Source organism: Nonomuraea thailandensis (assembly GCF_024172165.1).
Lineage (GTDB): Bacteria > Actinomycetota > Actinomycetes > Streptosporangiales > Streptosporangiaceae > Nonomuraea > Nonomuraea thailandensis.
The window spans coordinates 10805001-10819340 of sequence record NZ_JAMZEB010000002.1 but is presented as its reverse complement, the minus strand read 5'-3'; the positions used below and the strand labels follow the sequence as shown (position 1 = coordinate 10819340).

The following is a 14340-nucleotide window of genomic DNA, read 5'->3' as shown; positions in this document are numbered from 1 at the left end:
AATCGATAACCCCCGTATGCCGTTGCGGACGCGCTATGGGCACCACACGAAGCGTGTCGCTACGGCTGAGCTACGCAAGCAGTTCTATCACTCGGCTTGATCCACCGCAGGCGCATGAATGCCCATGTAGCAGGGGTTTGCAGCCCGGTTACCGAGTAAAGGGGGAGTGTTGAGCGGAGCGACAAAACGGAAATAGGCGGGTCTTGTTTCCAATATTGCGCGCGTCTCGCGCGGGAACACAAGAGGGCCCCGACGGCCCGTGAACAAAGGGTCGCGAAAACAAATGTTCACAGGCCGCCGGGGCCACTTTTTCCGGTCGCGGTGGACGCGCGCGGCCGGGATCAGACGGTCAGCAGGGCATCGGCCGGCTCGAACGGAAAACGTTCGGCGAAGGCCGGGCGCAGGTCCGTCAGCCACACGGCGGACGGGTCGTAGCGCGCGAAGAACGGCCGCCCCACCAGCGATGGGTCGCGGGCCTGGATGAAGTGGAGCACGAACACCTGCTCCCCGGCGATCTCCATGACGCCGTCCACGCACACCTTGCCCGGCGTGGCCGACATGGAGGGCCCGCGCACCGTACGGCAGAGCCCGGAGACGCTCGCGTAGGCGTCCCTGAAGATCTCGTACGCCCGCGCCAGCGGGACCGCGAAGTAGTCCTGCGGCCCGGTGTCGCGCTCCACGAACATGTAGTAGGGAATCAGCCCCATCCTGAGCTGGCGCCGCCACATGGCCGACCACACGGCCGGGTCGTCGTTGATGGACCTGATCAGCGGCGCCTGGGTCCTGATCGTGGCCCCGCTGCCGAGAATGCGCTTGACGGCCGACTCGACCAGCGGCGACTCCAGCTCGCGCGGGTGCGAGAAGTGCGCCATGAACGCGAGGTTCTTGCCCGACTCGACCACCCGCTCGAACAGGCGGAGCGTGTCGTCGGCGTCGGGGTCGGTGGTGAAACGCTGCGGCCAGTAGGCCAGCGCCTTGGTGCCGATCCTGATGGACTCGAGCTGTTCGAGCTCCAGCAGCGGCTCGATATATCGCCTGATCACCGGCTCACCCATGATCATGGCGTCGCCGCCGGTGATCAGCACGCTGGTGACCTCGGGATGCCGGCGGATGTAACCGACCATCTGGTCGATGTCGTCGGAGGCGAACTTCAGGTCGGCGTCGCCGACGAACTGTGCCCACCGGAAGCAGTAGGTGCAGTAGGCGTGACAGGTCTGCCCCTGTTTAGGGAAGATCAGCACAGTTTCCGAGTATTTGTGCTGCATACCGGGGACGGGCTCCTCGCCGATCCTCGGGACGTTCAGGTCCATCTGCCCGGCGGGATGCGGGTTGAGCTGTGCGCGTACGCGGTTCGCCTCGGCCTGGACCTCGGCGTTCGGCGCCTCCGCCTTCAGCAGGTCGGCCAGCCTGGCCACGTCCGCCGCGGGCAGCATGTCCTCCTGCGGGAAGACGAGCCGGTAGATGGGGTCGTCGGGCGCGGCCGACCAATCTATGAGTTCATCGACGACGTAGGCGTTCGTCCGGAAGGGCAGCACCGTGGCGACGGCGCGCACCTTGAGGCGCTCGTCGTCCCCCAGCCCCGCACGCTGCAGGAGCTGGTCGAGGTGCTTGGACGTGTACGCCCGGAAGCGCCGCGTGCCTGCTTGGTTCAAGATCACTAGGCCGTTCCCATCTTTTTTGTTCGATCGGGTGTAAACCTCACGACCCTGTCGCGCGTCTACGGTTCTTAATACCCGGACGCGGTGACCTGCGTTCGCGGTTCCGCTGGGCTCCAAGTTTTCCTTGAGGTTTGTGGACACTCGCGACATATCGCGTATGCGCGTAAACTGACATATCGTGACTGACGATCCGGACCTGCGCGCCTCAGACGCCGACCGCGACCGCGTGGCCGCCGTGCTGTCCGAGGCGCTCGCCACGGGAAGACTCACCACCATCGAGCACGCCGACCGCCTCGACGTCGCCTACGCGGCCAGGACGATGGGCGAGCTCGTCTCCGTCACCCGGGACCTGCCCGAGGTGACCGCCTCCGGAAGACCGGCCGCGATCGAGCGGCAGATCATCCGGTCCAGGTTCAGCAAGGTCGTGCGCAAGGGGCGCTGGGTCGCCTCCCGGACCACCGCCCTGTCGGCCTGGTTCGGCGCGCTCATCATCGACCTGTCGGACGCCGTCCTGCCGGGGCGCGAGATCACGATCCACGCCGACGCCGCGTTCAGCAAGGTCATCGTGCGGGTGCCGGAGAACGCGCAGGTGGTCGACGAGGGCAGCACCCTGTTCGGCAAGCGGCACGTGACAGCCGGATCCTCGGGAGACGGGCCCTTGATCCGGGTCGTGGGGGCGTCGAGGTTCTCCAAGGTGATCGTCACCCGGGGCAAGGACGACTGGAACCTGCGATAGAGGCAGGTGAGCGGCCAGGACTGGAACGGCCGTGGCAGGGAACCAAGAGGTCCTACCCGCCGGTTAACCTGACACCTGCCTTGCCTGCGATGCGGACATACCGAGCCCGCGTACCGGCCAAGCCGTGGCGGCGGGCTCGATGCCGTACGAGGTGAGCATTGTCCGAGAGCAGGCCAGTCGCGCTCGACGCCATGGGCGGCGACCACGCGCCGCACGAGATCGTGGCGGGGGCGGTGCACGCGGTGCGGGAGCGCGGCCTGCCCGTCGTGCTCGTCGGCTCCCCGCGCGTGCTCTACGAGGCGCTGGCCGACCACGACGCCACCAAGGAGGTCCCGATCGTCCGGGCCGAGGAGGCGCTGGAGATGGACGAGGGCGCGCTGGCCAGCCTGCGCCGGCCCCGCTCCAGCATCGCGATCGCCTGCCACCTCGTACGCCGCGGCGACGCCTGCGCGGTGGTGTCCGCGGGCTCGACGGCCGGCATCGTGACCACCGGCAGGCTGCGGCTCAAGGGCCAGCAGGGCGTGCTCCGACCGGCCATCGCCGTCGACCTCCCCACGCTGCCCGCCCCCGCCGTGCTCCTCGACGCCGGCGCGAACGCCGAGGTCAAGCCGGAGATGCTGGTGCAGTTCGCGCACCTGGGAGCCATCTACGCCGAGCTCGCCCACGGCATCGAGAGCCCCAAGGTCGGCCTGCTGACGATCGGCAGCGAGGCCGAGAAGGGCGACAAGCTGGTCAGGCGCGCGCACGAGCTGCTGCAGGCCTCCCCCGGCATCACCTTCGCCGGCAACGTCGAAGGACACGACCTGCTGACCGGCAAGGTGGACGTCATCACCACCGACGGCTTCACCGGCAACGTGGCGCTGAAGACCCTGGAAGGCGCGGTCCGCTACGCCTTCGCCGAGCTCAGGCAGGCCATCAGCGAGAGCAGGCTGGCCCGGCTGGGCGCCGCCATGCAGCGCTCGCGCCTGCGCGAGCTGCACCGCCGCCTCGACTCCGAGGCCCACGGCGGCGCCGTGCTGCTCGGCCTGAACGGCACGGTCGTCATCGCCCACGGCGCCTCCCGGGCCCAGGGCATCAGCGCGGCCTGCCGGCTCGCCGCGGACCTGTCGGCCGCCGGCGTGGTGAGCGCGATCGGCGAGCGGATGGCCGCCAACAGCCGCTCCCACCGGCTGTGGTGGTCGAGCCACGGTGGAGATCGGGTGGAGTGAGGGCCCAAGTCACTCCCCCGGAGCCAGGCGAACCCTTAGGGTGTGAGACCGATCCACAGAAACGGGGGCTTATGTGGACGGGCTCATCTCGGTGGCACATGGGCTCACCTCTGAGCAGGTGGCGAGCGCGAAGGCGAACCACATCCCGCGCCGGTCCAGCCGCTCCCTGAGCGCGATCCTCAGGGCGAACGTGTTCACCCTGTTCAACCTGGTCATCGGCGTGCTCTGGGCGCTGATCCTGATCTTCGGCGAGTGGCAGGACAGCCTGTTCGGGCTGGTCATCGTGGCCAACGCGCTGATCGGCATCATCCAGGAGCTGCGGGCCAAGCGCACGCTCGACCGGCTGGCGGTGATCAACGAGGCTCCCGTACGCGTGCGCCGCGACGGCGCGGAACGCGAGATCCACCCCCGTGACGTGGTCCTCGGCGACCTGATCCTGCTCGGCCCCGGCGACCGCCTCCTCGTGGACGGCGAGGTCGTGCGCTCCGACGGCCTGGAGATCGACGAGTCGCTGCTCACCGGCGAGGCCGACGCCGTGCACAAGCAGCCCGGCGACCAGGTGCTGTCGGGCAGCTTCGCGGTGGCCGGCTCCGGCGCGTTCGTCTCCACGCGGGTCGGCACCGACGCGTACGCGGCGAAGCTGGCCGAGGAGGCCAGCAAGTTCCACCTGGCCCACTCCGAGCTGCGCGCGGGCGTGGCGAACTTCATCAAGTACATCACCTGGCTGGTCATCCCGATCGGCGCCCTGCTCATCTACAGCCAGCTGCACAACTCCGCCGACCTGCGCACCGCCGTCACCGGCGCCGTCGCGGGCATCGTCACCATGATCCCCGAGGGCCTGGTGCTGATGACCTCCATCGCGTTCGCCGTCGGCGTCGTCCGCCTGGGCCGGCGCCAGTGCCTGGTCCAGGAGCTGCCCGCGATCGAGGGCCTGGCCAGGGTGGACGTGCTCTGCCTGGACAAGACGGGCACGCTCACCGCGGGCGGGATGGACCTCGGCGAGGTGCTGCCCGTCGGCGACGGCACGGCCCGGACGACGCAGGCACAGCCGGGCGACCGCGCGGCCCACACAGAGCCGGGCGACCACACGGCCCACGCGGCCCGAGCAGTGCCGGTCGACCGCCGGCCGGCCGACGAGGCCCTGGCCGCGCTCGCCAACCTCGACGAGCACCCGAACGCCACCGCCGAGGCCATCAGGGCCCGCTACCCCGCCGCCCCCCGCGGGTGGACCGCCCGCTCGACCGTGCCGTTCTCCTCGGCGCGCAAGTGGAGCGGGGCCGACTTCGGCGAGCACGGCGCCTGGGTGCTGGGCGCGCCGGACGTGCTGCTGCGCGGCGGCGCCTGCCTCGACAGGGCCACCGAGCTGGCCGCCACCGGCACGCGCGTGCTGGCACTGTGCCGTACCGCGTCGCTGGCCGGCACCGAGCGCGGCGAGGCGGCGGTGGAGCCCGTCGCGCTCATCACGCTCGAACAGCGCATCAGGCCCGACGCCCGCGAGACCCTCGGGTACTTCGCCGAGCAGGGCGTCACCCTGAAGATCATCTCCGGCGACAACCCGCTGGCCGTCTCCGCCATCGCGACCGGCCTCGGCATCCCCGGCGGCGAGCGGTCGATCGACGCGCGCACCCTCCCGCACGACGACCCGGCCAAGCTCGGCGAGCTGCTGGACACCCACACCGTCTTCGGCCGCGTCAGCCCGCAGCAGAAGCGCGAGTTCGTGGCCGCCCTGAAGGCCCGCGGCCACACCGTGGCCATGACCGGCGACGGCGTCAACGACGTGCTCGCACTCAAGGACGCCGACCTGGGCATCGCGATGGGAGCGGGCAGCCCCGCCACCAAGGCCGTCGCCCAGGTGGTGCTGCTCGACGACAGATTCGCCACGCTGCCGCACGTCGTGGGCGAGGGCCGGCGGGTGCTGGCCAACATCGAACGGGTCTCCAACCTGTTCCTCACCAAGACGTTCTACGCGATCGTGCTCTCGCTGACGGTCGGGCTGGCGGGGATGGAGTTCCCGTTCGCGCCGCGCCACTCGACGCTGACCAACGCGCTGGTCATCGGCATCCCGGCGTTCTTCCTGGCGCTGGCGCCCACGCTGGAGCGCTCCGAGCCCGGCTTCGTGCCGCGGGTGCTGCGCTTCGCCGTACCGGCGGGGGTGTTGTGCGCGGTGGCGGTGCTGGTGTCGTTCTGGGCCGCGCACAGCGGCACCTCCACCCTCCTGGAGGACCAGACGGCCGCCGTGATCACGCTCTTCCTCACCACCTGGTGGGTGCTCGTGCTCATCGCCAGGCCGCTCAACTGGTGGCGGGTGGTGCTGGTCGGGGCCATGGCGGTGCTGTTCGCGGCCGGTCTGGCGCTGCCGTTCGTCAGGGAGTTCTTCGCGCTCGAACCCGGCGACCTCGGCAACGACCTGACCGCCGTCGGCGTCTCGCTCGTGGCGGCCCTGATGACAAGCGTGGCGGTCAAGCTCGCCGGTACCCTTAGACCATGACCGACCCGCAGATTGTGCTCACCGAGCGCGTCCAGCAGGCGCTGGCTCGCGCGTTCGGTCCGGAGCACGCCGACGCAGATCCGCTGATCCGGCCCTCCCAGTTCGCCGACTTCCAGGCGAACGTCGCGATGAGCCTGGCCAAGCGCCTGCGACGGTCCCCGCGGGAGGTCGCCGACGCGATCGCTGCGGAGTTGTCCGACTTCCCCGGCACGATCGAGGTCAGCGGCCCGGGCTTCCTCAACATCACGCTCGGCGACGCGTGGATCGAGTCCGAGGCCCGGCAGATGCTGGCCGACCCGCGCCTCGGCGTCGGCACGATCACGCCGTCGCAGACCGTCGTGATCGACTACTCCGCGCCCAACGCGGCCAAGGAGATGCACGTCGGCCACCTGCGCACCACGATCGTGGGTGACTCGCTGGCCCGGCTGCACGAGCACCTCGGCAACAAGGTCATCAGGCAGAACCACCTGGGCGACTGGGGCACCCCGTTCGGCATGCTCATCGAGCACCTGCTCGACATCGGCGAGCAGGCCGCGGTCGAGCAGCTCAAAGCCGGCCAGGGCACCGAGTTCTACCAGGCGGCGCGGGCCAAGTTCGACGCCGACGAGGCGTTCAAGACGCGCGCGCGGGCGCGGGTCAGCACCCTGCAGTCGGGCGACCCCGACACGCTGCGGCTCTGGCACGTCTTCATGGACGCCACCGTGCGCTTCTTCAACAAGGTCTACGACCTGCTCGGCGTCACGCTCACCGACGCCGACATCGCCGGCGAGAGCATGTACAACCCCATGCTCCAGAAGACCTGCGACGACCTGGAGGCCGCGGGCACGGCCGTGATCAGCGAGGGCGCGCTGTGCGTGTTCCCGCCCGGCTTCACCGGCTCCGACGACAAGCCGCTGCCGCTCATCATCAGGAAGAGCGACGGCGGTTACGGCTACGCCACCACCGACCTGGCGGCCATCCGCTACCGCGTCCACGACCTCAAGGCCGACCGCATGCTCTACGTGGTGGGCAACGAGCAGGCGCTGCACTTCCAGATGGTGTTCGCCGCGGCGCGGCAGGCGGGCTGGCTGCCCGAGAGCGCCTCGGCCGAGCACGTGCGCATCGGCATGATGCTGGGCAAGGACGGCCGCCGCTTCAAGACCCGCTCCGGCGAGTCCGTCAAGCTGATGGACCTGCTGCAGTCGGCCATCGATCGGGCCGCCGCGCTGATCGCCGAGCGGGAGGCCGCCGCCCCCACCGCCGACAGGGAGTACGGCGACGAGACGCGGGCCGAGATCGCGCACGCCGTCGGCATGGCCGCGGTGAAATATGCGGATCTGTCGGTCAGCCACGAGAGCGAATACGTCTTCGACCTCGACCGCATGGTGGCCTTCACCGGCAACACCGGCCCCTACCTGCAGTACGCCCAGGCCCGCATCCGCTCCATCTTCCGCAGGGGCGGAATCGACCGCGCCACGGCGACCGAGCCCATCGTCATCGGCGCGCCGGCCGAGCGGGCCCTGGCCCTGCAACTGCTCGGCTTCGGCGCCGTGGTGGAGCACGCGACGGCGACGAGCGAGCCGCACCGGCTGTGCGCCTACCTCTACGCCACCGCTTCCGCCTTCACCGACTTCTTCGAGCAGTGCCCGGTGCTCAAGGAGGCCGATCCCGCCATCCGCGCCTCCCGGCTGGCCCTGTGCGCGCTGACGTTGCGGGTGCTGGAGACGGGGCTCGACCTTCTGGGCGTCCCTGTCCCCGAGCGCATGTAACAGGCAGTTGGCTCAAAGTCTCCCGTTCCGTCGTGGGCGCGCCTCCACCGGGTTGGCGCGCCCTAACGGCTAGGCTTTACGCGGTCATGAACTGAGGCCGAAATGGGGGAGTTCTCTGCCTTGAGCACGGACCTGACTGCGAGCCCCCCAGCAGCGACCGAATTGCATCGCTACGCCGAGGCGCTGCTGGCGCACCTCGCCGCCAAGGGCACCGCGCCTCCGGCCGCACCGAGCTTTCGCGACGTACCGGGCTACTGGTTGCCCCCGGCCCTCGAAGCGCTGGTCGCCATCCTGGCGGGCGACGACCCGCTGGAGCCGCTGAGCCGGGCCGCCGGCCGCGACCAGCAACAGACCGCGCTCTTCCTCTGCCTGGCGCTGGCGGTGTCCGGGCAGGGCAGCCGCATCCATGCGTCCTGGCTGGGCACCGCGTTCGGCGAGCTGTCGCTCGACCGCCCCGTCTCCCACGGCCAGCGCTCGCTGTGGCTGGCCGCCGCCAGGGGCGCGTACGGGCCCGCCGGCAAGATCTTCGTGCTGCGCAAGCTCGACGCGCTGGCCGTCCAGGAGCACGCCGACCCGCAGCAGTGGGTGCAGGCACTCGTGCCCGGCGAGCCCTCCGTCGTCGTGCCGCCGTCGCTGGCCGACTTCCCGGAGATGGCCGAGATCCCCGAGCTGGCCCGGCCCGCCGTGGCCGCCGCCCGGCTGGCCCGGCTGCGCGGGCGGTGCGCGGAGATCACCTCGGCACGGCAGTCCGAGCACGACTCCGCCGCCCCGCTCGACAACAGCCCCGCCGCCCCGGCCGCGACCTGGGCCGAGGACGAGCCGCTCGCCGTCCTGCGCACCCTGATCGGCCAGGGCGGCCCCGCCGGGCCGATGGCCTCGCTCAGCACGTACCTGCTGGACGACCTGCGCCCCGGCGCCGACCCGCACCTGGCGGCCATCGCCCTGCACGTGGCCGCGCCCATCCTGCGCGGCGTGGCCGAGGAGCTCGAGGCCGACAGCCGCCTCGAACCCCCCGCCACGCTCACGGTCCCGCTGCTCGGCCACCGCATCCACCTGCGCCCCGAGGGCCCCGACCAGGCCTCGCTCGCCGCCGCCGAGGAGTCGATCCTCGCGGAGGGCATGGTCCCGCGCGGCCGGCCCTGGGCCGCCCTGGTGCTGATCGTCGCGGGCGTCGCCTGCCTCGTCGGCGCCGCACTCGGCCCCCATCTGCTCGCCGCGGCCGCGGTCGCCATGATCGGCCTCGCCGGCTGGCAGCTCTGGCAGCGCCGCAAGCTCGTCGAGGCCGACGCCCGGTACGTCGCGGGCCAGGTGAACGAGCTGAAGGAGCTGGCGGAGGGGGCGGTCTGGGCGCTGCACGCGTACGCCCACGAGGCGGACGCCCGGGCGATCCAGGCCACGGAGGACGCGGCCGAACTGACCCGCCTCATCCGCCGCGGCCCCCGCGCCGCCCACTGACCCCACCCACTCCGCTCGACACCTCCGCTGCTCGACACCTCCGCTGCTCGGCTGCCGCGCTGCTGGGCTGCTGGGCTGCTCGGCTGCTCGGCCAAGCGCCGCACCCGCACGTGACGGGCCCGCACGGTCTACGCGTCACGGGCACGCGCCACGGGCCCCGCGCCACGGTCGCCGCCCACCATCAGGACGCGCCCCCAGGCAGACGTGCGGGGCCGGGGCGGCAGGCTGGCTTGCCACATCGCTGCGCAGCGTGCAGCATCGGTGCGCAGCGTGCAGCATCGATGCCCGGCGTCGTCCGCATCGGACGGCCCCAACGCCCGCTCCGGGGCTGCCCGCTCCGAGGGAAGCCGCCCAGCTCCACCACCTCGCGAGTCCCTGACCGAAGCGCCATCGCGCAGGCCGGTCCTGAGCAGACCGCCACCTCGCAAGCCCGCCCTACGGACCGTCACCCTCACAGACGCACCCTGAGCAGGCCGCCGCCTGACAAGCCAACCTGATCGGATCGCCGCTACCTCGCGGCCCCGCCCCTTGAGACAAGGGGCACAAGGGGCACAAACGCGATGAGGAACCCGCCCGGGTCGGGGCAGGTTCCTCATGGTCAGCTCGTACTATGTGCTCAGGTGGTCTCGATCTCCACGTGAGCCGGGGCGAGGAGAAAGACGCGCTCGGCGATGCGCTCGATCCGCCCCTCACAGCCGAAGGCCAGCCCGGCGGCGAAGTCCACCATCCGCGTCGCCTCTGGCATCGACATGCCCGTCACGTCCATGATCACCGTCTGACCGTCTCGGAAGTGCTGGCCGATCAACGGTGCGTCGTTGTACTTGAGCGGCTGAACCATAACGATCCGCGACGAGTCCACGTTCGCGCGCCACCGCCGGGCAGCCCGCTCCGTGGCCGGGACGTACTCGTCCTCGTACTGCTCGTCGTCGTCATAGCCCTCGTCGTAGTGATCGACCCCGCTCAGGCCAAGGTAGCTCACCACCTTGCGCACTGCCCCCATCGGCTTGTCCTTTCCTCAGGAACTCACCGTAATCGGCACGTCCCTACACATTGGACGGTAACCGACGATTCCGCATTCGCCACGCGACACGCCCAGCCCTAATTCCATTTTGTACGGCTTGCAGCCTGCTTGCAGCTGGATATCCGACCCCCGTATACCATCTGCCACATGCGCCTCTTCACGGTCGACGCCTTCACCGACTCAGCTTTCCAGGGTAATCCCGCCGCCGTCTGCCTGTTGGACACTCCGGTTACTGAGCGATGGATGCAGAGCGTAGCGACCGAGATGAACCTCTCCGAGACCGCCTTCCTGCTCGGAGATTCCCTCCGCTGGTTCACTCCGGCCGTGGAGGTCACGCTGTGTGGCCATGCCACGCTCGCCACCGCCCACGTCCTCTATTCGACCGGCGCGGCGGACGGGCAGCTCGAATTCAACACCGCGAGCGGGACGCTTACCGTGAATCGTCGCCCCGACGGCATGATCACAATGGATTTCCCGGCCAAGGACGTGACCCCCGCCACCGTTCCCGACGGGCTGGAGAAAGCCCTCGGCGTGACTCCGGTGCGGGTCGGGAAAAGCGAGCTCGACCTGCTGGTCGAGCTGGAGTCAGAGGAGACGGTACGGTCGCTGGCCCCCGACATCGCCGCCCTGGCGGACGTGGACGCCCGAGGCGTCATCGTCACGGCGCCCGGCACCGAAACCGACTTCGTCTCCCGCTTCTTCGCCCCCAGGGTCGGGGTGCCCGAGGACCCGGTGACGGGTTCGGCCCACTGCGCCCTGTCCCCGTACTGGTCGGCCCGCCTCGGCCGGCTCACGCTCGTGGGCGCTCAGCTCTCGCCCCGAGGCGGCCTCGTCCACGTGACCCACGCGGGGGACCGCGTCCACCTGACCGGCCGAGCCGTCACCGTCCTGTCCGGCACACTGCACGTGTAGCCGAACAGAGCCGCCCGGCAAAGTGTGCCGCCTGTCCGGCCTGCCGCGTCCGAGCCGCTGAACGATCGCATCCAGCATCCAGGTGACGACTCAAGCCGCTCACGTCCGGAGGAAGGCCTGAGAGCCTCCAGCTCTCCCCCTCGCTGAAGGCACGGAGCGAGGGAAGCCGTCCTCCCCTCCAAGAGCCTGATACGGCTGTACGACAGCAGCAGGCGGCCGAGAGCAGCGCCCGCACGCGAGAGGCTGGCAGACAAGCTTGGCCGGTGAGGCTGGCGGCCGACTTCCGCTCACCTACGTCAGGGACTGATGGCGCAGGCGTCTACTCGAACCGACGAGAGCATCCTCACCCGCTCTCCCGGGCACCAGGCCCATGGATGAAGCCGAAGCAAGTGGAGATCCGTAAGTTCCTGATCCTCTGTCGGCGATGACCCACAGGCACGCGTGGTCAAACGACAAAGGCCTTGCGCCGCTTCGCTCGCCCGCATGGACACCGAGCCGAGCCGGACAGCTGAAGCCCGGACGACTGAAGCCGGGACAACCGAACCCCGGACAGACCGAACCCGGACAGGCTGGAGGCCGGACAGCTGCAGGACAGCCACAGCAGCATGCTCAGTCGGCAACGTCTCCAGAGCATTCGGCTTTGACCCACAACCGCTCTTCCCAGCACGAGCAAGAAGGAAGACCGTTGCTCCGCCGGCGCCCCGCGAGACTGCCCGACAGTACCGCCCCAGGGAGACCAGTGCAGAGCCCCAGAAACACGAAAGGGCCCCGACCGGTGCTGGTCGGGGCCCTTCCCATAAAGATTGTCCGGCGGTGACCTACTCTCCCACACCCTCCCGAGTGCAGTACCATCGGCGCAGAGAAGCTTAACTTCCGGGTTCGGAATGTAACCGGGTGTTTCCTTCCCGCCATAACCGCCGTAACCCTGCGAAACAGCCTGTTTGCTGTCTCAGAATTGCGTAGTGGACGCGAGCAAGAAGTACCTTGATGCGGCGCAGCTCTGGACCCGGCGAAGAGTAACAGAGCGCAGCACACACCAAGCACAATGCTTTGTGGTCAAGTCCTCGGCCTATTAGTACCGGTCAGCTCCACACGTTACCGTGCTTCCACCTCCGGCCTATCAACCCGGTCGTCTACCGGGAGCCTTACCCACTCTCGTGGTGGGAGACCTCATCTCAAGGCGAGCTTCCCGCTTAGATGCTTTCAGCGGTTATCCCTTCCGAACGTAGCCAACCAGCCGTGCACCTGGCGGTACAACTGGCACACCAGAGGTTCGTCCGTCCCGGTCCTCTCGTACTAGGGACAGCCCCTTTCAAGTCTCCTGCGCGCGCAGCGGATAGGGACCGAACTGTCTCGCGACGTTCTAAACCCAGCTCGCGTACCGCTTTAATGGGCGAACAGCCCAACCCTTGGGACCTACTCCAGCCCCAGGATGCGACGAGCCGACATCGAGGTGCCAAACCATCCCGTCGATATGGACTCTTGGGGAAGATCAGCCTGTTATCCCCGGGGTACCTTTTAGCCGTTGAGCGACACCGCTTCCACACGCCGATGCCGGATCACTAGTCCCAGCTTTCGCTCCTGCTCGACCCGTCAGTCTCACAGTCAAGCTCCCTTGTGCACTTACACTCAACACCTGATTGCCAACCAGGCTGAGGGAACCTTTGGGCGCCTCCGTTACTCTTTGGGAGGCAACCGCCCCAGTTAAACTACCCACCAGACACTGTCCCCGATCCGGATCACGGACCAGAGTTAGACGTTCAAAACGACCAGAGTGGTATTTCACCAATGACTCCACCCGAACTAGCGTCCGAGCTTCCCAGTCTCCCACCTATCCTACACAAGACGCTCCAAACGCCAATGTCAAGCTGTAGTGAAGGTCCCGGGGTCTTTCCGTCCTGCTGCGCGTAACGAGCATCTTTACTCGTAGTGCAATTTCGCCGGGTCTGCGGTTGAGACAGCGGGGAAGTCGTTACGCCATTCGTGCAGGTCGGAACTTACCCGACAAGGAATTTCGCTACCTTAGGATGGTTATAGTTACCACCGCCGTTTACCGGCGCTTAAGTTCTCACCTTCGCCAACCGAAGCTGGCTAAGCGGTCCCCTTAACGTTCCGGCACCGGGCAGGCGTCAGTCCGTATACATCGTCTTACGACTTCGCACGGACCTGTGTTTTTAGTAAACAGTCGCTTCCCCCTGGCCACTGCGACCCCCACCAGCTCCGAGTGCAAGACTCATCACCAGCAGAGGTCCCCCTTCTCCCGAAGTTACGGGGGCAATTTGCCGAGTTCCTTAACCACAGTTCACCCGATCGCCTTAGTATTCTCTACCTGACCACCTGAGTCGGTTTAGGGTACGGGCCGCCACAACACTCACTAGAGGCTTTTCTCGGCAGCATAGGATCATCCACTTCACCACAATCGGCTCGGCATCACATCTCAGGCTGAAGGAACGCGGATTTGCCTACGTTCCGCCCTACATGCTTACCCCAGGACAACCATCGCCTGGGCTGGACTACCTTCCTGCGTCACCCCATCGCTTACCTACTACCCGATCGGACCGAGCGTTCACTCTGACCCCAAGCCCGAAGGCTTTAGGCGAGTTAAGGACTCTTAGCATCACGAGGTTCAGTATGGGCGCATTGAAGCGGGTACGGGAATATCAACCCGTTGTCCATCGACTACGCCTGTCGGCCTCGCCTTAGGTCCCGACTTACCCTGGGCGGATTAGCCTGGCCCAGGAACCCTTGGTCATCCGGCGCGAGGGTTTCTCACCCTCGATTCGCTACTCATGCCTGCATTCTCACTCGCACAGCCTCCACAACTAGATCACTCTGCTGCTTCACCGGCTGCACGACGCTCCCCTACCCATCAACCCCACATGGGGATCAATGCCACGACTTCGGCGGTGTACTTGAGCCCCGCTACATTGTCGGCGCAGAATCACTTGACCAGTGAGCTATTACGCACTCTTTCAAGGGTGGCTGCTTCTAAGCCAACCTCCTGGTTGTCTCTGCGACTCCACATCCTTTCCCACTTAGCACACGCTTAGGGGCCTTAGTCGGTGATCTGGGCTGTTTCCCTCTCGACTACGAACCTTATCGCCCGCAGTCTCA

8 protein-coding genes and 2 rRNA genes (1 of these 10 cut by a window edge) are annotated in these 14340 nt (G+C 68.1%); 6 read left to right on the top strand and 4 right to left on the bottom strand.

Annotation, left to right across the window (positions count from 1 at the left end; genetic code table 11):
* Positions 1-341: 341 nt before the first annotated feature.
* Positions 342-1658: a KamA family radical SAM protein gene (locus HD597_RS54255; protein WP_253755861.1), complete on the bottom strand. Its 1317-nt coding sequence runs from the start codon at positions 1656-1658 to the stop codon at positions 342-344.
* A gap of 178 nt (positions 1659-1836) precedes the next feature.
* Here HD597_RS54255 and HD597_RS54250 point away from each other — a divergent pair, with 178 nt between their 5' ends.
* The 5 genes from HD597_RS54250 (at position 1837) to HD597_RS54230 (ending at position 9293) form a co-directional block, all read left to right on the top strand.
* Positions 1837-2394, top strand: a complete 558-nt coding sequence (locus tag HD597_RS54250) for a DUF1707 SHOCT-like domain-containing protein (protein WP_253755859.1) — start codon at positions 1837-1839, stop codon at positions 2392-2394.
* Positions 2395-2552: 158 nt separating this feature from the next.
* Positions 2553-3602 (top strand): phosphate acyltransferase PlsX, encoded by a 1050-nt coding sequence (plsX, locus tag HD597_RS54245; RefSeq protein ID WP_253755857.1) that lies wholly within the window; start codon positions 2553-2555, stop codon positions 3600-3602.
* 73 nt (positions 3603-3675) lie between these two features.
* Positions 3676-6090, top strand: coding sequence for an HAD-IC family P-type ATPase (locus HD597_RS54240; RefSeq protein WP_253755855.1), 2415 nt, complete (start codon positions 3676-3678; stop codon positions 6088-6090).
* Entirely contained in the window at positions 6087-7838 is a 1752-nt protein-coding gene (gene argS / locus HD597_RS54235) for an arginine--tRNA ligase (RefSeq protein ID WP_253755853.1), read from the top strand. The genes HD597_RS54240 and argS overlap by 4 nt, the downstream gene beginning before the upstream one ends.
* A gap of 162 nt (positions 7839-8000) precedes the next feature.
* Positions 8001-9293, top strand: a complete 1293-nt coding sequence (locus tag HD597_RS54230) for a hypothetical protein (protein WP_253755851.1) — start codon at positions 8001-8003, stop codon at positions 9291-9293.
* Positions 9294-9909: 616 nt separating this feature from the next.
* On the opposite strand, the gene HD597_RS54225 is transcribed toward HD597_RS54230, so the two are convergent.
* Positions 9910-10293, bottom strand: coding sequence for a cell division protein SepF (locus tag HD597_RS54225; protein WP_080044678.1), 384 nt, complete (start codon positions 10291-10293; stop codon positions 9910-9912).
* A gap of 168 nt (positions 10294-10461) precedes the next feature.
* On the opposite strand from HD597_RS54225, the gene HD597_RS54220 reads away from it, so the two are divergent.
* The gene (locus HD597_RS54220) at positions 10462-11226 is read left to right on the top strand and encodes a PhzF family phenazine biosynthesis protein (RefSeq protein ID WP_253755849.1); all 765 of its coding nucleotides are present in this window, start codon (positions 10462-10464) and stop codon (positions 11224-11226) included.
* 805 nt (positions 11227-12031) lie between these two features.
* Here the strand turns inward: HD597_RS54220 and rrf are convergent.
* Positions 12032-12148, bottom strand: a 5S ribosomal RNA gene (rrf, locus tag HD597_RS54215).
* A gap of 130 nt (positions 12149-12278) precedes the next feature.
* A 23S ribosomal RNA gene (locus HD597_RS54210) occupies positions 12279-14340 on the bottom strand (it continues 1044 nt past the right edge of the window).